We start from the raw sequence: 22,157 nt of genomic DNA on the forward strand, positions 1-22,157 counted from the left end.
GCGGAGCATGCGGCAGGCCTCCGTTAACGCTTCCGCAAACAAACCCGCTGTCCAATGGCCCGATCGGGATCACCGGTCGGGCACCTGCGGCCGATCATGTCTGGTGGGCGGGGTGGATGATCAAGAATCGCCAGATAACTTATGAAACCCTGGTCTGCCGGGAGGGACGCTGGCTCATCCACTGCATCGTTCCCGAGGAGGAGGATGCGGTCTCCATCGGCCGCCATCTGCTGTCGGAACCCGGCATCGAGGAGTTCAAGGTCGTGCGCAACCGGACCATGCTGTCCGGCTTCACCACAAAGCGGGAAATCCTCCACGAGGTCCGGCCGCCGGTGAAGGAAAAGGCCATGGTGGTCAGGGGCCGGATCGACCGCCCGGTCGTCTGCGAGCAGTTGGACGACATTTACGGCTTTCAGAGCCGGATGATCATGGGGCGGCTGTTCCGCCTGTTCTTGGACAAGTACCAGATCACCGCGTCCGAACTCCTGCACAACTGGACCTACCTGCGCAAGCTGTCCGAAGCGGGCAACATGATCCATGCCGCGGTCCATCAGGTCGCGATGGCGCAGGCGAACGAGTTCAATATCCCGGCGAAAGACCGGATCAAGCATGTCGAGGGCCTGGTCCACCAGGCGATGAACCGGTCCCGCGACTTCTACGCCGAGCGGCGCCGCCTGCCCCGGTTCGAGGCCGCCAACCTCGACCATGTCAGCCGGCGGATCCATGCCCGGAGCGGGCCGGAGAACTGGTCCTTCACGATGCTCTGCCTGCTGGCCCAGCACCTGATGGGCTACGGTTCGGTCGGCGGCAAGATGGAGATGCTGCTGGCCCTGATGACCGAGGATCTCGATCCCGGCCTGGCCGCCCTTTTCGAAGGGGTCGTCGCTGACGCGCTGGTCACTTCCGACATGGTGAAGGACCTGATCGGCCCCCACGCCAATCTTGCCGAATCGCTCTGCGCCCTGGCCGATTTCCTGCATGGGCGCAGCGATCCCAAACGGCTGAACCCCAACCTGGCGAAGATCGGCGCCCTGATCGCGCGCGGTGCCGGCGAGGGCTGCCGGCTCGTCCTGACGGAGCGGCTCATGGCCGAGCTGAAGCGCGACCATCCGCTCGACCGCAAATGCCCCGAGGCCGACGGCGCGCTCCTGGAAAGCGTGATCGAGCATCTGCGCGGCCCCGACGGCAAGCTGCTGGGCGGCGATGCCGCGGAAGCCGCCATTTCGGAACGGCTGGTCCGCCAGCGGCAGGCATTCCTGCGCGATCTCGGCATGGTCGAGGTCGCGGACCAGCTTCCGGGCAAGTGGAAGCCCAACGTGGTGTAGGCGCGGGCGCGAGGACGGCATCGCAGGCGGGGCGCCTTGCGCCCGCTCCGGCCATCGACCATAAACGCGGCTCCCCTCAACGCCGGGTTCCCCGTGTCATGACCATTCCCGATCTCTGGCGCATCGCGCTCACCGTGCCCGAAAACCTGGTGGCCTTCTTCGCCGACGCCGTGGGCGACCACGCGGTCTCCGTTTCGACCTTCGAGGTCGAGGAGGGGGTGAGCTGGCTGGTCGAGGCGATCTCCCACGGGGAGCCCGACCGGGCCTGGCTGACGGCCCGGATCGCCGTCCTGGCCGAGGCGATGGGGATCCCGGAACCCGCGATGGTGATCGAACCGGTCCCCCAGCTCGACTGGCTCACCAGGTCGTACAAGAGCTTTCCGCCGATCCGCGCCGGGCGCTGCTTCATCTACGGTTCGCACCATGAAGGCGGGGTGCCGCCGTCCGCGGTCGGGCTGCTGGTCGATGCGGCGACGGCCTTCGGCTCCGGCGAGCATGCGACGACCTACGGCTGCCTGGTGGCGCTGGACCGGTTGTCCAGGCATTTTCCGGTCGGCCGGGCGCTCGACATGGGCTGCGGGTCGGGCATCCTGGCGCTCGCGATCGCCAAGCTCTGGCATGTTCCGGTCGTCGCTTCGGACATCGACGCCGAGTCCGTGCGCGTGACCCGCCTGAATGCGCGGCGCAACCGGGTGTCGGCCCTGGTCCGGGCGGTCGGCGGCAACGGCTACAAGGTGGACGCGGTCCGGCGGGGCCGTCCCTACGACCTGATCGCCAGCAACATCCTGGCCCGGCCGCTGGCCCGCATGGCGCCCGACCTGCGCCGCGCCCTGCGGCCCGGCGGCTACGCGGTGCTGTCGGGGCTGCTGGACCGGCACGAGAACTGGGTTCTCGCCGCCCACCGGTCGCAGGGATTGCGGCTGGTCGGCCGCATTCCGGTCGGCGAGTGGCGGACCCTGGTCCTCCGCGGCTGAGGGCGGTTCCGGAAGTCCGGCTTGCCGCCGGTATTCGTCCTTGCGCGGAGGGGTAGGGGGATCTAGCCTTCCGGACGGCAAGCAGTTCCGGCAACCAGAGGAAGGTTTCTCCCGTGGAGGGCATCGCGACGGCTTCGGGCGAGTATGGCGGAGACGGCTCCCTTGACCGGCTGCTGAAGCAGGCCGGGCTCGGCCGGTCGTCGGCGGAGATCAGGGCCCTGGTCGCCGGGATCGTCGCGGCGCCCGTGGGGAATGACCCGGATGCCTGGCTCGAACTGCTGGGCGGGGGACGCCTGCCGGCTCCCCTGGTCGCCGAGCTCAAGGCGCTGCGCGCGATCCTGGCGGCGGAGCGGAGTTCCCGTCAGGCCGCCGTCCCGGACCATGCCGCCCGCGTCGCGGCGCTGCGGGCAGAACTGTCCCGGCGCGGGCTTTCCGGGTTCGTCGTGCCCCGCTCGGACGAGCACCAGGGGGAATATGTTCCGGCCCGCGCCGAGCGGCTTGCCTGGATCGCCGGGTTCACCGGCTCCGCCGGGCTGGCCGTCGTGCTGCTCGACCAGGCCGCCATCTTCGTCGACGGGCGCTACACCCTGCAGGCCCAGGCGGAGGTCTCGCCCGCGCTGTTCCAGTACAAGCACCTGACCGAAGATCCCCACGCGGAATGGATCGCCGCGGCGCTGCCCCGGGGTGGCCGTATCGGATACGATCCGTGGCTCCATACGGTCGGCTGGGTCGAGCGCCTGCGGGCCGTCCTGAGCCGCGTCGGCGGAGAGCTGCTGGCCTGCCCGGACAATCCCGTCGATGCGGTCTGGCCCGATCAGCCGCCGGTGCCGCTCGCTCCCGTGGTGCCCCACGACTTGCGCTTCGCCGGCAAGCCGGCGGCGGAGAAGCAGGCCGACGTGGCTATGGCGCTGAAGCAGGCGGGGCATGCGGCGGCGGTGCTGACCCAGCCCGACTCGATCGCCTGGCTGCTGAACATCCGGGGCGGCGACGTCCCGCACACGCCGCTGCCGCTGTCCTTCGCGATCATCGACGACCAGGGCGCCACGGATCTCTTCATCGACCGTCGCAAGCTTGCGCCCGGTCTGGAGGAGCATCTGGGCAACCACGTGGCAATTCGCGATCCGGACGAGTTCGGCCCGGCGCTCGACCGGTTCGGCGGGATGGCCGGCGCGAAGGTCAGGGTCGATCCGGCCTCCGCCGCCGCCTGGATCTTCGACAGGCTGCTGCTGGCCGATGCCAAGGTGGAGCGCGACTCCGATCCCGTCACGCTGCCCAAGTCCCGAAAGAACGAGGTCGAACTGGCGGGCGCCCGCGCGGCCCACGCGCGCGACGCCGTTGCGGTCACCCGCTTCCTGGCTTGGGTCGCCTCGGCCGGTCCGACCGGGGAAGTGGGGGAGATCGCGGCCGCGGCCAGGCTGCTCGACCTGAGGCGCGAGGGAGCGCTGTTCCGCGACCTCAGCTTCGAGACCATCTCCGGATTCGGGCCGAACGGCGCCATCGTCCATTACAGGGTGTCACCCAGGACGGAACGGCGCCTCGCCCCGGGCAGCCTGTACCTGATCGACAGCGGCGCGCAGTACCTGGACGGTACCACCGACATCACGCGGACAGTCTCGATCGGCGAACCGACGCCGGAAATGCGGGAGCATTTCACCCTCGTGCTGAAGGGGCATATCGCCATCGCGACGGTCCGCTTTCCCAAGGGGACGACCGGCTCCCAGCTCGACAGCCTCGCCCGGCACGCCTTGTGGCAGAAGGGACTGGATTTTGACCATGGCACCGGCCACGGAGTCGGCAGCTATCTCAGCGTCCATGAAGGGCCGCAGAGGATCTCCAAGGTCGGCAACACGGTCGCGCTGGAGCCGGGCATGATCCTGTCGAACGAGCCTGGCTATTACCGGACCGGCGCGTACGGCATCAGGATCGAGAACCTTGTCGCGGTCCAGCCCTGTGCGGATCTGGAGGGTGCGGAGCGGCCCATGCTGTCGTTCGAGACGCTGACCCTGGCTCCGATCGACTTGGTGCTGGTCGAGCCGACCCTGCTGACTTCCACGGAGATCGCGTGGCTCAACGCCTATCACGCCCGAGTCCGCGAATACCTGGTGCCGCAACTGGATCCAGCGACCGCCGCTTGGCTGATCCAGGCGACGAATCCTCTCATGGATTGAAAGCCGACGCTTCGCCGGATCAGGTCCCGGCATGCGGGCCGGGTCGGCGAATAGGCATATCCGCGTCGGTTTAAACGCAATATTTACGCTCGCACAGCATGGTGGACGCTGCAGCATTCGGCCGTAGCCGTCGGGTCGCATGCTGACGCGAATTATCAAATTGCGGCGTTCGGATCGGCGGAGTCCGGGCGCTGCGGATGAAATGGCCGGGTTGCGGCGACCGAACGGATCGCGTCGGCACGGCCATCGTCAACGGATGTATTTTGGAGCACACCATGAAGATCCTTGTGGTCGATGATTACGCAACCATGCGGCGTATCGTCCGTAACCTGCTGACCCAGATCGGTTATTCCGATATCGAGGAAGCGGGCGACGGCGTCACCGCGCTCGCCAAGCTGCGCGAGAGCAAGTTCGGCCTGGTGATCTCCGACTGGAACATGGAGCCGATGACGGGTCTTCAGCTTCTCAAGGAGATCCGCGCCGACAACAAGCTGAACGGCACGCCCTTCATCATGGTCACAGCCGAAAGCAAGACCGAGAACGTCGTCGCCGCCAAGGAAGCCGGCGTCAACAACTACATCGTCAAGCCCTTCAACGCCGACACGCTGAAGCAGAAGATCCAGTCCGTCATCGGTGGGTGACGGGTACGGGGGCGGTGGTGGACAAGCTGGTGCAGCTCACCGAAGACGAGTTCGAGCATATCGAGGATACCGTCGCGCGCACCGCGAAGGGTCGTGCCTTTCTGCGGCGCTATGCCCAGCGTGCTCAGGGCGGCGTGGCGGACGATATCCGCATCATGCTCGAACAGATGCGGTGCCTGCTGACCCAGGGCGCACCGATCTCCGGTGGAGCGTCGCATCTCGAGGTGCTGCGGCGCGAACTGCTGGAGATGGCCGGCTCGATCGAGAAGGCCCGCCGCGAAGTCGCGGCACTACAGCCCCCGGACAGTGGAAACAACAAGATCCTGTCGGCGACGAACGAGTTGGACGCCATCGTCTCGGCGACCGAACGCGCGTCGTTCGACATCCTCAATTCCGCCGAACGCCTGATGGACTTGGGAGCCAAGCTGCGCAAGGGTGGTGCCGATCCCGATCTCTGCACCGAGGTCGAGTCGGAGGTGATGAACATCTTCACCGCCTGCTCCTTCCAGGACCTCACCGGGCAGCGCACGAGCAAGGTGGTGAACGCCTTGCGCTACATCGAGCAGCGCGTCAACGCGATGATCGCGATCTGGGGCGTGGAGGGCGTGAAGCCCGCCGACGAGTTGCCCGACGTCTTCATCGACAAGCGTCCCGACGCGCATCTGCTGAACGGCCCGGCCCTGGACGGGCAGGGCGTCAGCCAGTCGGACGTGGATGCCCTGTTCGCCGATCCGCCGCCCGCACCAACTCCGCCGCCGAAGCCCGTCAAGGCGGCGGCGCCGATTCCGCCGCCACCTCCGCCAGCGGCCCGACCCGCCGCTCCTGCCTCCGCCCCGCCGAAAGCCGCGCGCAAGGCGGAAAAGGCTTCGCCGAAGCCGAAAGGCGCGGCCAAGCCGGCTCCGCCGCCCGTCGAAAAGGTGGCCAGTCCGCCGCCGCCGCCGCCTCCAACTCCGGCGCCTGAACCGCCGCCGGTCGTCGCGGCGCCACCTCCTCCTCCCCCGCCGCCGCCGCCTCCAGCGCCAGCACCGGCTCCACCGCCGCCACCCCCAACAGCTGCCGCACCCGCACCCAAGGCGGCGCTGGATCAGTCCGCGATCGACGCCCTGTTCGGCTGAGAGCGCGTAACGAGGCGAACATACCGGATTGTGCGGGTTCAATCGATTTTAACGAAATGCCCGCAAACTTGTCGTCGGGCGACACAAATCGCGGTCCCTGGCGCTACGCCGAGGACCATCGGAACTACAAGAGGGGCAGGGGATGATGGTCGAGACTACCGGGCGGAGCGCGCGCAAGCCTTTCATGGCGGAATTGCAGCAAGCCCGGCGGGCCGCGGCGCCCGGTTCCCCGCAGGCGGAGCCGGCGGGTTTGACCGCTCCTCTCTCGCCTGATGCAGGCCTGCCCGCGGGTCCGATCTCCGTCGAGGTCGACCACACCCCCGTCCTTCGATCGATCGCGGAGCTTCATGCGAAGTTCGACCGGTTCATGAGCAGCGATCGGACCGACATCGAGCAGATCCAGGTGGAGATCGCCGACATTTCCGGCCGGATCAAGGCGACCAAGGCGGAAATGGCGGCGCTCCGCCATCCTCTCGCCAGCGAGGACAAGTTCCAGCAGGCTTCGGAAGAGCTGAGCGCCGTGGTGAGCGCCACGGAGGCGGCCACCAACACGATCATCTCCTGCACGGAGGAGATCGAGGAGATCGTCCAGGAACTGAGGGCGCAGCTGCCCGACGGCTACCAGTCGAGCCGCGTCAACGACATGAACGAGATGATCGTCCGAATCTTCGAGGCGTGCAATTTCCAGGATCTGACGGGCCAGCGCATCACCAAGGTCGTCCGCGCGCTCGCCTTCATCGAGGAGCGGGTGGATGCCATGATGGGCGTCTGGCACAAGCGCGAGTTCGAAACCATGCCGCTGCCCCCCGGCATCGCCGCCAAGGACGGCGACCTGGAACTCCACGGACCGAACAAGGCGGATCCAAACAAGGGCATGATCAGCCAGGCGGACATTGACGCGCTGTTCGGGTGACCCTCGAAGCAGTCAGTTCGCCTTGCGCGGCGCGAAGACCGCCTCCAGGCTCGCCGCATCGAGAATGCGGTCGGCCCACATGTTCAGATCGTCGTCGGATGCCTGGAGCACGCGCTGGAGAGTGGTCTCCGGCACGGTTCCGAAGCGGCGGCGGAGCTGGCGCAACAGGATCTCGGCTTTGCCTTCCGCTTTGCCTTCCGCTTTGCCTTCCGCTTTGCCCTGGACTTTGCCGATCTGGATGCCTTCGGCCATCCATTGTTCAGACGCGATGGACATGACCCTCTCCTCCTGGCCCGGCAGAATTTCCCCGAGCACCTCGCTCAGGAGCCCCGGCGGTATCTCATTGGGCTCGGCGACAATGTAGCGCACCAGGGTTATCAAGTCATCGGTACCGAGGGCCGCCGCCGCGCGGCCCAGCCTCAGCAGCTTGGTCCGCAGATCGCCGCTGCCGTCGCCATGCTTCAGGATCAGCAGCCCGATCCGCAACGCCTTCTGACGCGAGAGCCGTGCGTCGTCGATGCGGCCCAGGTCGGCCAGCGAGTAGCGGAAATCCAGGACATGGGGCCGCAGCGCCTCGTCGTCGAAATCAAGCCCATCGGCGAAGGTGAGCGGCACCTGCCACTCGGACCTTCCGTGATAGACCACCAGCGGCATGATCAGAGGCAGGCGCCGGTGCGCGCTGTCCGGTGTCCCGCCCTCGTTCCGCAGCCACCATTCCCAGATCCTGACCATGTAGATCAGCAGTTGCAGCCCAATGCCAGGGTCGGGAGAAGACTTGTGCTCGACTAGAACATATATCAGGGCGTGGCGACCGTCCCTGGTGCGGACACGGTAGAGACGGTCCGTCCGGTACTCCCGCAGTTCGCCATCGACGAACGAGGTGTTCACCGGCTCCGGCGCTTCCGGCCCAAGCCGGTTGGCGACTTCGGCCGGCAATCGTTCCTTCAGCAACGCGCCGGCGGCCCCGGGCTGGTCGAGCAGGAGCTTGAAGAATTGGTCGTGGCGCCGGGTGATGCGGGGGGACATGGGCGGGTTGCAGCCGTATGCGATGGAAGTGCTCCCATACGTGCAAGACCCGCCTGCCCGCAAGCTGCCTGCGTCCCGCGCCCGGACTGCCGCCCTGCGGCATCTTCACACCGTCAGGTACCGCCTCACCTCCGTCTCCACCATGCCGGCCTTGGGGCCGGCCAGCACCACCTCTCCGCGGTCCATCACCGCGAAGTGATCCGCAAGGTCGCGGGCGAACTCGAAATACTGTTCGACCAGCAGGATCGCCATGTCGCCGCGGTCACCCAGCTTGCGGATCACCGCCTCGATCAGCTTGATGATGGAAGGCTGGATGCCCTCGGTCGGCTCGTCCAAAATCATCAAGCGGGGTCGCGTGACCAAGGCGCGGGCGATGGCGAGTTGCTGCTGCTGTCCGCCGGACAGGTCGCCGCCGCGCCGGTTCAGCATGCTCTTCAGAACGGGGAAGAGTTCGAAGATCTCGTCCGGGATCGTGCGGTCCTTGCGGGGCAGGGGGGCGAAGCCGGTCTGGAGGTTCTCCAGCACCGACAGCCGGGGAAAGATCTCGCGGCCCTGCGGCACATAGGCGATGCCGCGCCGGGCGCGGTCGTGCGGTGCCAGGCGGGCGATGTCTTGGCCCTCCCACAGGATACGGCCGTGGCGGATTGGCTCCAGCCCCAGCACCGCGCGCAGCAGGCTGGTCTTGCCGACGCCGTTGCGCCCGAGCAGGCAGGTGACGGCGCCCTTCGGCGCGTTCAACCCGACCCGGCGCAGGATGTGGCTGGCGCCGTAATAGAGGTCCACGTCTTCGACGGTCAGCATGGTTTCAGCGCCCCAGATAGACTTCGATGACGCGATGGTCGGCCTGCACGGTGTCGATCGATCCTTCTGCCAGGACCGATCCCTCGTGCAGGACCGTCACCTTGGCGCCCAGCGCCCGGACGAACTCCATGTCATGCTCGACCACCACGATGGAGCGTTCCCGCGCGATGTCGAGCAACAGGCGGGCGGTCGTCTCGGTCTCGTGGTCGGTCATGCCCGCGACCGGTTCGTCCAGCAGCAGAAGCTGGCCTTCCTGCATCAGCAACATGCCGATCTCCAGCCACTGCTTCTGGCCGTGGCTCAGGGCGCCGGCCTTCTCCGTCCGCCGGTCGCCCAGCCCGATGACGCCGAGGATCTCGTCGATCCGGCGGGCCTGCTGTCCGGTCAGGTGGAAGAACAGCGTTGCGAAGGTGCCGCGGTCGGTCTTCAGCGCCAGTTCCAGGTTCTCGAACACGGTGAGGTGCTCGAAAACAGTCGGCTTCTGGAACTTGCGGCCGATCCCGAGATTGGCGATCGCCGCCTCGTCCAGCCGGGTCAGGTCGACACTGCCGTTGAACAGCACGTCGCCGGTGTTCGGCTTCGTCTTGCCGGTGATGACGTCCATCATCGTCGTCTTGCCGGCGCCGTTCGGGCCGATGATGGTGCGCATCTCGCCCTTGTCGATGACCAGGCTCAGGCTGTTCAGCGCCTTGAACCCGTCGAAGCTGACCGACACGCCGTCCAGGTACAGGATCGACCCGGCCGGCTGGCGGGCGGTGCGGACCGGCGTCGCCTCGACCGGCAGGGTCAGTTCAGCGGCGTCAGGCGCCGTGCTTGCTCGCAGCATTGCCGCCGACCTCCTTGGGTGCCGAAGTGGATCTGAGGGCGATCCTGTCCCTGACCTGGCCCGCCAGGCCGACGATGCCGCGCGGCAGGAACAGGGTGCAGACGATGAACAGGGCGCCCAGGAAGAACAGCCAGAACTCCGGCGCCGCCCCGGTGAAGAAGCTTTTGGCGCCGTTGACCGTGAAGGCTCCCAGGATGGCGCCGAACAGGGTGCCGCGTCCGCCTACCGCGACCCAGACCGCGATCTCGATCGAGTTGCCGGGCGAGAACTCCGACGGGTTGATGATGCCGACCTGCGGCACGTACAGCGCCCCGGCGACGCCGGCCAGCATGGCCGACACGGTGAACACGAACAGCTTGGCGTTGGTCACCGAATAGCCCAGGAAGCGCACCCGGCTCTCCGCGTCGCGGATCGCCATCAGCACCCGGCCCAGCTTGGACGTGACGATGAAGCGGCTGACCAGATAGCCCAGCGCCAGCACCAGGGCGGAGGCGACGTAGAGTCCGATCCGGGTGCCCTGGTCCTGGATGTTGTATCCCAGGATCTCCTTGAAATCGGTCAGGCCGTTGTTCCCGCCGAAGCCCATCTCGTTGCGGAAGAAGGCCAGCATCAGGGCGAACACCATCGCCTGGGTGATGATCGAGAAATAAACGCCGGTGATCCGCGACCGGAATGTCAGCCAGCCCAGCGCGAAGGCCAGAAGGCCCGGCACCGCCATCACCATCAGCATGGCAAACCAGAACTGGTCGAAGCCCCACCAGTACCAGGGCAGCTCGCTCCAGTTCAGGAACACCATGAAATCGGGAATCTCCGCGTTGCCGTAGACGCTGCGATCTCCGATCTGGCGCATCAGGTACATGCCCATGCAGTAGCCGCCGAGCGCGAAGAAGGCGCCATGGCCCAGGCTCAGCGCGCCGGCATAGCCCCAGATCAGGTCCAGGCTGAGGGCGAGCAGGGCGAAGCACAGGTACTTGCCGAGCAGGCTCAGCATGTATGTGGGCAAGTGGAACGGGCTCTCCGGCGGCAGCGCCAGGTTCAGCACCGGCACCAGCACGATCGTGAGCGCCAGGAGGATCAGGAAGACCTGCCAGCCGCGGCGGGATTCCAGGGTCGCGAGACGCGACATCAGCAGCATGGCTTCAGGCCTCCGCGGCGCGGCCCTTGAGCGCGAACAGGCCGCGCGGGCGCTTCTGGATGAACAGGATGATGAAGACGAGGATCAGGATCTTGCCGAGCATGGCGCCCGCATAGGGCTCCAGGAACTTGTTGAAGATGCCCAGCGTCATGGCGCCCGCCAGCACGCCCCACAGGCTGCCCACCCCGCCGAACACGACCACCATGAAGCTGTCCACGATGTAGCCCTGGCCCAGGTTGGGACTGACGTTGCCGATCTGGCTGAGCGCCACCCCGGCCACCCCGGCGATGCCGGAGCCGAGGCCGAAGGTCAGGGCGTCGACCCAGCCGGTGCGGATGCCCATCGCCGACGCCATGTTCCGGTTCTGCGTCACCGCGCGCATCTGCAGGCCGAACGGGGTGTAGCGCAGCAGCGCCGCCAAGCCCGCCAGGACCGCGATGGCGAACAGGATGATCGCGATACGGTTGTAGGTCAGCACCATGCCCGGCATGGCTTCCCAGGCCCCCGTCATCCAGCCGGGGTTGGAGACCTCCTTGTTCGGCGCGCCGAAGATCGCGCGCACCGCCTGCTGAAGCATCAGGCTGATGCCCCAGGTCGCCAGCAGCGTTTCCAGCGGCCTGCCGTACAGGAAGCGGATGATGCCGCGCTCCATCACGACGCCGACGGCGCCCGCCACCAGGAAGGCGGCCGGGATCGAGACGACCAGGTAAAGGCCGAAGAAATCGGCGGGAATCCATTCGCGGAACAGCTGCTGCACCACCACCGTGGTGTAGGCGCCCAGCATGATCATCTCGCCGTGGGCCATGTTGATCACGCCCATCACGCCGAAAGTGATGGCGAGTCCGATCGCGGCGAGCAGCAGGACCGAGCCCAGGCTGATCCCCTGGAACAGGTTGAGCGCAAGTTCGGTCATGGCGAGGCGGCTGTCGATCCGGCCGAGCAGGTCGGTCGCGGCGGCGCGCACCCGGGCATCCGGTTCGGCGAAGGTGCCGTCCGCATTGACGGCCGCCAGCGGAGTCACCAGGGCCCGCACCTCGGGCGTCAGCCGCTGGGACAGGTCGTTGACCGCGGCCAGCCGCTCCGCCGGGTCGGGGCTGCCCAGGCTCATCTTGGCGTAGGTCAGCGCCATGGCGGCGCGAACATCCTCGACCGTCTCCCGGTCCAGCGCCTCGCGAAGCAGCGCCGCGGCTTCGGGCGTACGGTCGCGGGCCATGGTCTCGGCGGCGGCAAGACGCTTGGCCGGGTCGGGATTGTTGATCTGGAGCCGGCCGACGGCGCCCGCCAGCGCCGTGCGCAGCGCGTTGTTCACGTTGATGCGGGTCAGGTCGCGGCTCGTGGCGGTTCCGAGGGCTTCGCCGGTCACGGCGTCGGTCAGGGAGATGTCGCGTCCGGCGCTGCCGATCACCAGCCGGCCGTCGTCCTTGCGGTTGTAGAGACGGTTCTCCGACATGGCTTGCAGGACCGGCGTCGCGCGGTCGTCGCCCAGCCGCGCCAGCGCTTCGATGGCCGCGACCTTCTCGGTGAACCCCGGAGCCGCCAGTCCCGCGACCGCGTCGCCATAATCGTCCGCCCAGGCGGACGAGGCGGCGAAGGTGCCGAGCGCGATGCCGAAACCCGCGAGCCCGCCGACCACCAGGGCGGCCAGAATGACGGCATGAAGGCCGCGCAGAACCCGGGCGGCCGTCGCAAGGCATGAATTCAGGATGGTCAAGGAGCTTTCCCCCGGCGTGCGGCCCGGCAAGGGCCAGATGGCCTTCCCCGGAACAGGTCCGGAGAAGGCCACGGGACGGGTTGTTACTTGGCGTAGGCGCCGAACTTGGGCTCGGCGCAGTTTCCGCAGACCCAGGGGAAGGTCCAGTCGGCCGTCAGCTTGGCGGACTCGGGATGTAGGGGCTCCAGGCGGCGCCCTTGATCGCCTCGTCGGTCTGCGACACGATCGAGAACTGGCCGTCGGCCTGGATCTCGCCGATCATCACCGGCTTGGACAGGTGATGGTTGGTGTTCATCACGACGTCGTAGCCGCTCGGGCTGCGCACCTTCTGGCCGTACATGGCCTGGCGGACGGCATTGACCTCGGTGGTGCCGGCCTGCAGGACCGCCTGGGTCCACATCTTGAAGCCGATGTAGTGGGCTTCCATCGGGTCGTTGGTGACGCGCTTCTCGTTCTTGGTGAAGGCGTGCCACTGCTTGATGAAGGCGGCGTTCTCCGGCGTGTCCACCGACATGAAGTAGTTCCAGGCGGCGAGGTGGCCGACCAGGTTGGACGTGTCGATGCCGGCCAGTTCCTCTTCGCCGACCGAGAAGGCCACCACCGGGATGTCGGTCGCCTTGATGCCCTGATTGGCCAGTTCCTTGTAGAACGGCACGTTGGCATCGCCGTTGATGGTCGAGACGACGGCGGTCTTCTTGCCGGACGAGGCGAACTTCTTGATGTCGGCCACGATCGTCTGCCAGTCCGAGTGACCGAACGGCGTGTAGTTGATCATGATGTCGTCCTTGGCGACACCGTTGGAGATCAGGAATGCTTCCAGGATCTTGTTGGTGGTGCGCGGATAGACGTAGTCGGTGCCGGCCAGGACCCAGCGCTTGACCTCGCCGCCCTCGGGACCCATCAGGTACTCGACCGCCGGGATCGCCTGCTGGTTCGGCGCGGCGCCGGTGTAGAACACGTTGCGCGAGGACTCCTCGCCCTCGTACTGAACGGGATAGAACAGCAGGCCGTTCTTTTCCTCGAAGACCGGGAGCACGGACTTGCGGCTGACCGAGGTCCAGCAGCCGAACACGGCCGCGACCTTGTCCTTCTCGATCAACTCGCGCGCCTTTTCCGCGAACAACGGCCAGTTGGAGGCGGGATCGACCACCACGGCCTCGACCGGCCGGCCCAGCAGGCCACCCTTCTTGTTAAGGTCGTCCACCATCATCATGATGGTGTCCTTCAGCGTCGTCTCGCTGATCGCCATCGTTCCCGACAGGGAGTGGAGCACGCCGATCTTGATGGGGTCCGCCGCTTGAGCCACCCCGGCAAGCAGTGCCGAAACCGCGACGGCGCAGCCCAGCGCCGCAGACTTGATGCCGCTTTTGAACAGTCCCATGCTCTCGCCTCTAACTTTTTCGTGTTTAAAGCCCGGCGGGAGAAGAGCAATTTCGGGGCCAGAGGGGGAAGGGCGGAGCACGTGACGGCATTGCTCGGCCGAGGGGTAGCCACAACGAAGGGAGTGACCCCGTGTGTCGCCTAATGTTTGGGCAAAAGGTTAAAATATCAGCAAGAAATAGCGTATTTATGCAATGAGCATGCAATTCCTAAGGCGTATAGGCGCGGCGGCGAAAGATCCGGTCTTTCGCCGCCGTTTCGACCGGCAACGGCGTCAGCCGTTCGACGGGGAGCTGGAGATATCCTGAACCGTCTGCCCGACGACGTCGTCGTCGTTGGTGCGGGCCGCCAGATCGCCGAGCGAGACCACGCCGACGAGGCGTTTGTCGTTGTTCAGCACGGGCAACCGCCGGATATCGTTTTCCGCCATAAGTTCCGCGGCCTCGCTGCTGTCCTGGTCCTCCATGCAATAGACCAGCTTGTCCGACATGGCCTCCCGGACGCGGGTGACCTTGGGATCGTGCCCTTCCGCCACGGCGCGGATGGTGATGTCGCGGTCCGTCAGGGTGCCGACCAGACGGTCGTCCTCGCCGACAGGCAGGAAACCGGTATCGACATCGCGCATTTTTTGGGCGGCATCCCGCAGCAGAGTGTCGGGATGGACGAGTTCGACCTCCGTGGTCATGATGTCCCGGATCTTCATCGTCATCTCCTTTCAGGCTTGACACCTCTAGTCTGCCGAGAACCGGACCCCCTCGGGGAAAGTTCCCGCTTGCCGCACCCGCCTCCCGCATCGTGATCGGTCCCACCAAGACCACAGGAACTTTCCTCCGGACATTCCGTTGCTCACCTGACGGTCCAGGTCGACTTTCCGATCGGGCGGATAGACCGCGGCATTCGAACCGCGAAGACCACTCCCGACTCCCCGAGAGACCGCGCCGTTGCCTCAGTTCCAATGATGGAAGGGGTTGCGCATGCACCACTGGCTGTTGTGGAGCCGGTTCGTCGCCTTGAATATGGTCGGCGTCGCCGGGCTGTTTCTCGTCTGGGTCAATGGGTGGGTGGAGCGGGTGCTGGTGGCGGACAGCAGCCGGATCAGCGTGCTTATCTTCCTGCTGTTCGTCGTGGGCCTCCTGGCCAGCGCATGGCGCATCAACAAGGTGACGCAGGAACTCGACAACCTTCGCACTGGCAATACGCCGGTTTCCGAGGGCGGGCGGCTCGCGACGTACCGCCGAGCGCTGGAGACCGGCGGGGCCAGTGCCACGCGCGCGCTCGAACTGCGCCTCTTCTCCCGCATCGCCTTCATCCGGCACATCGCCAATGCCCTCGTTCTGCTCGGGCTGGTCGGCACGGTGGTCGGCTTCATCATGGCGTTGGGACAGGTAAACGCGGCCAATGCCAGCGACGTCAATGCCATCAGCGGCATCGTCGGCACCCTGATCGAAGGCATGGGAGTGGCGCTATACACCACCCTGGTCGGGTCGGTCCTCAACCTCTGGCTGGCGGCGAACTACCAGCTCCTGGCCACCGGCACGGCGAACCTCGCCGCCGCGTTGATTGACGCCGGCCATGCATGACCCATGGGATCCCGGAGACGACAGCGGAACGGTTTTCCGGGACGTCATCCTGCTGGCCCTGGCGGGCTTCATGTTCGTCACCGTGCTGCTGCTTCCCCATATCAATCCCAAAGGCAAGGAGTCGGAAGGCTCGACCGATCCGCCGGGCAACGTGATCGTCGAGCTGCGCTGGGACGACAAGCTGCGCACCGACGTCGATCTGTGGGTGCAGGCGCCCGGCGACGTCCCGGTGGGATATTCCAACAAGAGCGGCCTGATCTTCAACCTGCTGCGCGACGACCTCGGCAGCCACGCCGACCCGACGGAGGTCAATTTCGAGACGTCGTTCAGCCGGGGCATTCCACCGGGCGAATACACGGTGAATGTCCATCTGTTCCGAAATCTGGAAAACACATACCCTATCAATGTGCGGGTCGTGGTGAGGGTAAAGTCCGACAATGAGGCCGGGGCGCGGCCCATTGCGGCGACAACGGTCAGATTGGATCGCGAAGGTCAGGAACTGACCGCCTTCCGGTTCCGTTTGACTGAAAAAGGCGAACTCGTGCCCAACAGCCTGAACAGCGTCTTCAAACCGCTGCGTTCGGCCAAGACATTTTAAATAAAAGAGGCTTGCTTGAGACGCTGAACCGACATCCGACTTCGTCAGGAACCCGCTATGGAAAACTTGACCTACCTGTTCGTCTTCGTCGCTGCCGTCAGTTTGATGCTTGTCTTGGTAGCGCTGCGGTGGACCCATTCGCGTCTCGCAAGGGCGCTGATCCTGGCCCTTTTCGCCCTGCTTCTTCCCGCGGCCTATGCCGCCCCGGCTTCCCTGCTCGGACGGGCCAAGCCGGTCAGCCTCGAGTGGCTCGGCGCCCACGTCAAGGAAGCCTCCATCCTCAGCGCCTCCTATGTGGAGGGCGAGGCCATCTACCTGACCCTTCAGTGGGACCAGGTCCCCAATCTCTATCGTATCCCCTGGGATCGCGATACGGCTGAACAGCTCCAGCAGGCCATGCGGGACGCCCAGCGCGATGGCAGCACGGCGATGATGCGCCTGCCGTTCGAACCCAGCTGGGACAGGAACGAACCGCGCTTCTACGCGCTGCCCCAGCCCAAGATGCAGGAGAAGCAGGAACCTGGCGGAGGCGGCGGCGGGATCGAGTATCAGCGCCCCGGCCAGGCAGCCTGACCGGGCACTGTCCATCGGTGTAATCCGATGCTGTGCGTTCTCAGCATGCGTGCTAGGCTGATCCCGTTATCACTGTCAGCCAGCATCGTTCGAGGTCATGCAGACGGACTACGAGAGCGCCGCGGAGGCACCCCCGGTCAATCGCCGGACCATCGTCGGGTTGCTGGATCTGGCCGCCCATGTCATGGGAGCACCTTCGGCCATTCTCTGCCTGGACGGCGCCGGTTCGGTCTCCGTAGTGGCTTGCACTGGCATCGCGGAGGACAGGGCCGAGGCGCTGGGCCCGGATCTGGCGGCACTCCGCGACCGCCTGGATGTCTCCGGCCTGCTGATCGGGCCTCAACCGCTCTCCCGCGGAGCCGCCGCGGGTTTGCAGGTTCTGGCCGGTGCCGCCATCGCCGGGCCGGACCTGGAAAGACTTGGCAGCCTCTGGCTCTGCGGGCCGGCGGCCAGGATCGATCCGGACCGGCGGGAAACCGAAAGCCTGCGCCGGATCGCCGGGCTGATCGGGACGGAGATCGCGGAGCAGGTCGCCATGGACGGACGGCTGGCGGCCGCCCGGGCGGAAGCGGAGCGGGCGACGCGGTCGAAGTCGCGGTTCCTGTCCGCGGCCAACCATGACCTGCGCCAGCCCTATCAGGCGATCCACCTGTTCCTTCACCTGCTGCAGACCAAGCTCTCCGATCCGGGCCAGCAGTCGCTGGTGACCCGCATCCAGGAGGCGGTGCAGTCGAGCGAAATTCTGATGACGTCGTTGCTGGAGCTGTCCACGCTCGACGCCGGGACCGTGCGTCCGGCCGTGGTCCGGATCGGCGTCGGCGAAATCCTGGAGAGGATGATCCGGGAGTTCGAGCCGGCCGCCTTGGCGAAGGGATTGCGGCTGCGCTACGTGCCGTGCTCCGCCGCCGTCGTCACCGACCCCGTGCTGCTGGAGCGGATGCTCAAGCACCTGATCGGCAACGCGGTCCGCTTCACGGCCAAGGGCAGCATCATGATCGGCTGCCGACGGCGCGGCGACCGCGTCCGCGTCGAGGTCTGGGATACCGGCCCGGGTATCGCGGAGGACAAGAAGGCAGCCGTCTTTGAAGAGTTCGTCCAGATCGCCGCGGCCGGGCCGCGCGACCGGGGACGGGGGCTCGGCCTTGGGTTGGCGATCGTGGAGCGGACCGCCCGGCTGCTCGGCCACGGCATCGACGTTTGTTCGACGGTTGGCAAGGGATCCGTCTTCACGATCTCGATGCGCCGTGCCGGGCGCGCCGGCGAGGCGGCGGCGGCGGATCCGGTTTCGGTCCTGGTGATCGGCGGCGACTCCGTCCAGGTGACGGCGCTGCGGGTCATGCTGGAAAGCTGGAATTGTTCGGTCGCAACGGCGGCGGTACCCGAGAAGGCCGGCGCCGCGGCGGATCTCCTGATCGCCGAGCTTCGGCCGGGGAGCGCCGCCAACGGCCTGGAAGCGGTCGATTCGGTGCGCCGGCGCTTCGGGCGGGCGATCCCGGCCATCGTGGTTTCCGGCGACGACGGGCCGGAGCGGGTGAAGCTGCTGGGAGATGCCGACGTTTCCGTGCTGCTGAGGCCCTTCGGTCCGGATCATCTGAAAAACGTGATGGAAGCCGCCCTGATGCGCCCGATCGGACCCCGATGATCAATTGCGCGTGAAACAATCCATTAACATTGACAGTCACTCTCCCTGTAAGGCTATTCTGAGAACCACGACATCTCGGCGCGGGTAGTCGCGCTGGAAAGAGCTGTCTGAAGAAAAGACGCTTACAGGAGGCTTAAAATGCATCAAGCACTGCGCGGGGCGGCCCTCGGGTTGGCTCTCGCGGCGGGCTTCGCTTCACCGCTCGCGGCAAAAACTCTGGTTTATTGCTCCGAAGGCAGCCCGGAAGGTTTCAATCCTGCGTTTTTCACCGCAGGCACGACATTTGATGCGACGTCGCGCCAAGTCTTCGACAAGCTCGTCCATTTCGAGCGCGGCACGACCAAGATCGTGCCCGGTCTGGCGGAATCCTGGGAAGTGTCGGAGGAGGGGCTGGAATACACCTTCAAGCTCCGCAAAGGCGTGAAGTTCCACACGTCCAAGTCGTTCAAGCCGACTCGCGACTTCACTGCCCAGGACGTGGTCTTCACGTTCGAGCGCCAGTGGAAGGCCGAGCACCCCTATCATACGGTGTCCGGCGGCGCGTACGAATATTTCAACAGCATGGACATGCCCAAGCTGTTGAAGAGCATCGAGGCGGTGGACGACTATACGGTCAAGTTCACCCTCAACGAGCCCGAGGCGCCGTTCCTCGCCAACCTCGCGATGGATTTCGCGTCCATCCAGTCGGCCGAGTACGCCGACCAGATGGCCAAGGCCGGCACCCAGACCAAGGTCGACCAGGAGCCGGTCGGCACCGGCCCGTTCCAGTTCGTGGGATACCAGAAGGACGCCGTCATCCGGTATCGGGCCAACCCGGATTACTGGGCGGGAAGGCGCCGATCGACACGCTGGTGTTCTCGATCACGCCGGACGCCTCGGTCCGCTACGCCAAGCTGAAGGCCGGCGAGTGCCATGTCATGGCCTACCCGAACCCGGCCGACCTCGCCGCCATGAAGACCGACCCGGCCATCAACCTGATGTCGCAGGAAGGCCTGAACGTCGGCTATCTCGCCTTCAACACCGAGAAGGAGCCCTTCACCAACGTCAAGGTGCGGCAGGCGCTGAGCATGGCGGTCAACAAGGACGCCATCATCGAGGCGGTCTACCAGGGCGCCGGCAAGACGGCCAAGAACCCGATCCCGCCGACCATCTGGTCGTACAACGATGCGGTGGAGGACACCAGGTACGATCCGGAGGCGGCGCGCAAGCTGCTGGCCGAAGCCGGTTTCCCCAACGGTTTCGAGACCGACCTGTGGGCCATGCCGGTGCAGCGGCCGTACAACCCCAATGCCCGCCGCATGGCCGAGATGGTCCAGGCCGACTGGGCGAAGATCGGCGTCAAGGTCAAGATCGTCAGCTACGAGTGGGGCGAGTACCTTCGCCGCACCAAGGACGGCGAGCACCAGACCATGCTGATGGGCTGGACCGGCGACAACGGCGACCCCGACAACTTCCTGTATGTCCTGCTCGGCTGCGAGGCGGTCGGCAGCGCCAATCGCGCCCGCTTCTGCCATCAGCCGTTCAACGAATTGCTGGTCAAGGCCAAGCGGACGCCGGACATCGCCGAGCGCACCAAGTTCTATGAACAGGCGCAGGTGGTGTTCAAGGAGCAGGCGCCATGGGTCACGGTCGCCCACTCCGTCGTGTTCGAGCCGATCCGCAAGGAAGTGCAGAACTACAAGATCGATCCGTTCGGCGGCCACATCTTCTACGGCGTGGACCTGAACTAGAACCGATCGGAAGCTGAAGACCCCCCTGCCCTCCGGGCAGGGGGCGATCCCGCTTTTCCGCAGACATAAAGCTGACCATGTTCCGTTTCATTCTGACCCGGTTCAGCCTGATCATTCCGACCTTCATCGGCGTGACCCTGCTGACCTTCGCGCTGATCCGGCTGGTCCCGGGCGACCCGGTCGAGCTGATGGCCGGCGAGCGCGGCATCTCCCCCGAGCGCCATGCCGAACTGCGGGCCGCCATGGGCTTGGACAAGCCCCTGTTGGTCCAGTACGGCACCTACATCGCCGACGTGGTGCGCGGCGACCTCGGCCAGTCCGTCGTGACCCGCACGCCCGTCCTGGACGAGTTCCTGACCCTGTTCCCGGCGACCATCGAGCTGTCGGTCTGCGCCATCCTGTTCGCCATGATCATCGGCCTGCCGCTTGGCATCATCGCCGCGGTCAAGCGCGGATCGGTGTTCGACCATAGCCTGATGGGCATCAGCCTGACCGGCTATTCCATGCCGATCTTCTGGTGGGCGCTGCTGCTGATCCTGCTGTTCTCGGTCAACCTGGGCTGGACTCCGGTTTCGGGGCGCATCTCCGTCATGTACTGGGTGGAGCCGGTGACCGGCTTCCTGCTGATCGACAGCCTGCTATCGGAGGAGGAGGGCGCCTTCGCCTCGGCCCTGTCGCACCTGATCCTGCCCGCCATCGTGCTCGGCACCGTGCCGCTCGCGGTGATCGCGCGCATGACCCGGTCGTCGATGCTGGAAGTGCTGGGCGAAGACTATATCCGCACGGCGCGGGCCAAGGGCTTGGCGCCGTTCCGGGTGATCGCCCAGCATGCGCTTCGGAACGCCCTGATCCCCGTGGTGACCGTCATCGGTCTTCAGGTCGGCGTGCTGTTCGCCGGCGCGATCCTGACCGAGACCATCTTCGCCTGGCCGGGCATCGGCAAGTGGCTGATCGAATCCGTGGCGAGGCGCGACTATCCCGTTCTCCAGGGCGGCGTCCTGCTGGTCGCCGCGGTGATCATGCTGGTCAACCTGCTGGTCGACCTGACCTATGGCATCCTCAATCCGCGCATCCGTCACGGGGGGCACTGAGCCATGACCGTAGAGACCCAGATCGACGCCGCCGCACCGACCGGAGCGCCCCTGCCGAACCAGCGTCCGCCGTCGCAGCTCGGCGAGTTCTGGCACTATTTCGCCCAGAACAAGGGTGCCGTCGCCGGGCTGGTGGTGATCGTGATTGTGGCGGTGGCCGCGATCCTGGCGGACGTGGTGGCACCCTATTCACCGACCGAACAGTTCCGCGACGCGATCCTCCAGCCGCCGTTCTGGGCGGAGGGCGGCTCGTTCGCGTTTCCCATGGGCACCGACGACGTCGGCCGGGACATCCTGTCCCGCATCATCCACGGCGCCCGACTGTCGCTGCTGATCGGCGTCATCGTGGTGACCCTGTCGCTGGCGATCGGCGTGATCCTGGGGCTGATCGCGGGGTTCGCCCGCGGCGTCACCGACATCGCGATCATGCGGCTGTGCGACATCATGCTGGCCCTGCCGTCGCTGCTGCTCGCCATCGTGATCGTCGCGATCCTAGGCCCCAGCCTGACCAACGCGATGATCGCGATCAGCCTCGTCGTGCTGCCGCACTACACCCGCCTGACCCGCGCCGCCGTCATCACCGAGCTGTCGAAGGACTATGTCGTCGCCAGCAAGGTCAGCGGCGCCGGCGTGTTCCGGCAGATGTTCATCACCGTGCTGCCGAACTGCACGGCGCCGCTGATCGTGCAGGCCACCTTGGGCTTCTCGACCGCGATCCTGGACGCCGCGGCGCTGGGCTTCCTCGGCCTCGGCGCGCAGCCGCCGACGCCGGAGTGGGGCACCATGCTGGCGTCGGCCCGCGAGTTCGTCAGCCGCGCCTGGTGGGTCGTCACGTTCCCCGGCCTCGCCATCCTGATCACGGTTCTGGCCTTCAATCTGCTGGGCGACGGGCTGCGCGACGCCCTCGACCCGAAACTGAAGCGATAAG

18 protein-coding genes and 2 pseudogenes are annotated in these 22,157 nt (G+C 66.2%); 13 read left to right on the forward strand and 7 right to left on the reverse strand.

Going from position 1 to position 22,157, the window contains the following annotated elements; translation table 11 throughout:
• Nucleotides 1–116 precede the first annotated feature (116 nt).
• From DPR14_RS07860 to DPR14_RS07885, 6 genes are all read left to right on the forward strand, one after another.
• Nucleotides 117–1,325, forward strand: coding sequence for a hypothetical protein (locus DPR14_RS07860; RefSeq protein WP_158044654.1), 1,209 nt, complete (start codon nucleotides 117–119; stop codon nucleotides 1,323–1,325).
• Between the two features lie 98 nt (nucleotides 1,326–1,423).
• Entirely contained in the window at nucleotides 1,424–2,299 is an 876-nt protein-coding gene (locus DPR14_RS07865; protein ID WP_158044655.1) for a 50S ribosomal protein L11 methyltransferase, read from the forward strand.
• Nucleotides 2,300–2,412: 113 nt separating this feature from the next.
• Nucleotides 2,413–4,467, forward strand: coding sequence for an aminopeptidase P family protein (locus DPR14_RS07870; RefSeq protein ID WP_246148993.1), 2,055 nt, complete (start codon nucleotides 2,413–2,415; stop codon nucleotides 4,465–4,467).
• A 275-nt stretch (nucleotides 4,468–4,742) separates the two neighbouring features.
• Entirely contained in the window at nucleotides 4,743–5,108 is a 366-nt protein-coding gene (locus DPR14_RS07875) for a chemotaxis response regulator CheY (RefSeq protein ID WP_037452520.1), read from the forward strand.
• A 17-nt stretch (nucleotides 5,109–5,125) separates the two neighbouring features.
• Nucleotides 5,126–6,223, forward strand: a complete 1,098-nt coding sequence (locus tag DPR14_RS07880) for a protein phosphatase CheZ (protein ID WP_246148995.1) — start codon at nucleotides 5,126–5,128, stop codon at nucleotides 6,221–6,223.
• 142 nt (nucleotides 6,224–6,365) lie between these two features.
• Entirely contained in the window at nucleotides 6,366–7,136 is a 771-nt protein-coding gene (locus tag DPR14_RS07885; protein ID WP_246148996.1) for a protein phosphatase CheZ, read from the forward strand.
• A gap of 12 nt (nucleotides 7,137–7,148) precedes the next feature.
• Here the strand turns inward: DPR14_RS07885 and DPR14_RS07890 are convergent, their stop codons facing one another.
• The 7 genes and pseudogenes from DPR14_RS07890 to DPR14_RS07920 all read right to left on the reverse strand — a co-directional run bounded on the left by DPR14_RS07890 (nucleotide 7,149) and on the right by DPR14_RS07920 (nucleotide 14,718).
• Nucleotides 7,149–8,162, reverse strand: a complete 1,014-nt coding sequence (locus DPR14_RS07890) for an Rpn family recombination-promoting nuclease/putative transposase (RefSeq protein ID WP_158044656.1) — start codon at nucleotides 8,160–8,162, stop codon at nucleotides 7,149–7,151.
• Nucleotides 8,163–8,267: 105 nt separating this feature from the next.
• Nucleotides 8,268–8,963: an urea ABC transporter ATP-binding subunit UrtE gene (gene urtE, locus DPR14_RS07895; protein ID WP_158044657.1), complete on the reverse strand. Its 696-nt coding sequence runs from the start codon at nucleotides 8,961–8,963 to the stop codon at nucleotides 8,268–8,270.
• 4 nt (nucleotides 8,964–8,967) lie between these two features.
• Nucleotides 8,968–9,789, reverse strand: coding sequence for an urea ABC transporter ATP-binding protein UrtD (urtD, locus tag DPR14_RS07900; RefSeq protein WP_158044658.1), 822 nt, complete (start codon nucleotides 9,787–9,789; stop codon nucleotides 8,968–8,970).
• Nucleotides 9,764–10,924: an urea ABC transporter permease subunit UrtC gene (gene urtC / locus DPR14_RS07905; protein ID WP_211103944.1), complete on the reverse strand. Its 1,161-nt coding sequence runs from the start codon at nucleotides 10,922–10,924 to the stop codon at nucleotides 9,764–9,766. Before urtC ends, urtD begins: the two co-directional genes overlap by 26 nt.
• A gap of 4 nt (nucleotides 10,925–10,928) precedes the next feature.
• Entirely contained in the window at nucleotides 10,929–12,635 is a 1,707-nt protein-coding gene (gene urtB / locus DPR14_RS07910; protein ID WP_246149000.1) for an urea ABC transporter permease subunit UrtB, read from the reverse strand.
• Nucleotides 12,636–12,718: 83 nt separating this feature from the next.
• Nucleotides 12,719–14,016: pseudogene (gene urtA / locus DPR14_RS07915) on the reverse strand (urea ABC transporter substrate-binding protein).
• A 273-nt stretch (nucleotides 14,017–14,289) separates the two neighbouring features.
• Nucleotides 14,290–14,718, reverse strand: a complete 429-nt coding sequence (locus DPR14_RS07920) for a CBS domain-containing protein (RefSeq protein ID WP_158044659.1) — start codon at nucleotides 14,716–14,718, stop codon at nucleotides 14,290–14,292.
• Nucleotides 14,719–14,989: 271 nt separating this feature from the next.
• Between DPR14_RS07920 and DPR14_RS07925 the strand changes: the two genes are divergently transcribed.
• From DPR14_RS07925 to dppC, 7 genes and pseudogenes are all read left to right on the forward strand, one after another.
• Complete coding sequence (locus tag DPR14_RS07925; protein WP_246149003.1) at nucleotides 14,990–15,595, forward strand: MotA/TolQ/ExbB proton channel family protein; 606 nt, start codon at nucleotides 14,990–14,992, stop codon at nucleotides 15,593–15,595.
• On the forward strand, nucleotides 15,576–16,193 hold the full coding sequence (locus tag DPR14_RS07930) for a hypothetical protein (protein WP_246149006.1): 618 nt from the start codon (nucleotides 15,576–15,578) through the stop codon (nucleotides 16,191–16,193). Before DPR14_RS07925 ends, DPR14_RS07930 begins: the two co-directional genes overlap by 20 nt.
• A gap of 57 nt (nucleotides 16,194–16,250) precedes the next feature.
• Entirely contained in the window at nucleotides 16,251–16,766 is a 516-nt protein-coding gene (locus tag DPR14_RS07935; protein ID WP_158044660.1) for a hypothetical protein, read from the forward strand.
• Nucleotides 16,767–16,863: 97 nt separating this feature from the next.
• Nucleotides 16,864–18,408 carry a hybrid sensor histidine kinase/response regulator gene (locus DPR14_RS07940; protein ID WP_158044661.1) on the forward strand — a complete coding sequence of 515 codons (1,545 nt, stop codon included), beginning with the start codon at nucleotides 16,864–16,866 and terminating at the stop codon, nucleotides 18,406–18,408.
• Between the two features lie 138 nt (nucleotides 18,409–18,546).
• A pseudogene (locus tag DPR14_RS07945) lies at nucleotides 18,547–20,138 on the forward strand (ABC transporter substrate-binding protein).
• Nucleotides 20,139–20,215: 77 nt separating this feature from the next.
• A complete protein-coding gene (locus DPR14_RS07950; RefSeq protein WP_158044662.1) occupies nucleotides 20,216–21,229 on the forward strand; it encodes an ABC transporter permease subunit in 1,014 nt (337 codons plus the stop codon).
• A 3-nt stretch (nucleotides 21,230–21,232) separates the two neighbouring features.
• Nucleotides 21,233–22,156 (forward strand): dipeptide ABC transporter permease DppC, encoded by a 924-nt coding sequence (gene dppC, locus DPR14_RS07955; protein WP_158044663.1) that lies wholly within the window; start codon nucleotides 21,233–21,235, stop codon nucleotides 22,154–22,156.
• Nucleotide 22,157 lies beyond the last annotated feature (1 nt).

This window comes from Skermanella pratensis, from assembly GCF_008843145.1.
Classification (GTDB): domain Bacteria; phylum Pseudomonadota; class Alphaproteobacteria; order Azospirillales; family Azospirillaceae; genus Skermanella; species Skermanella pratensis.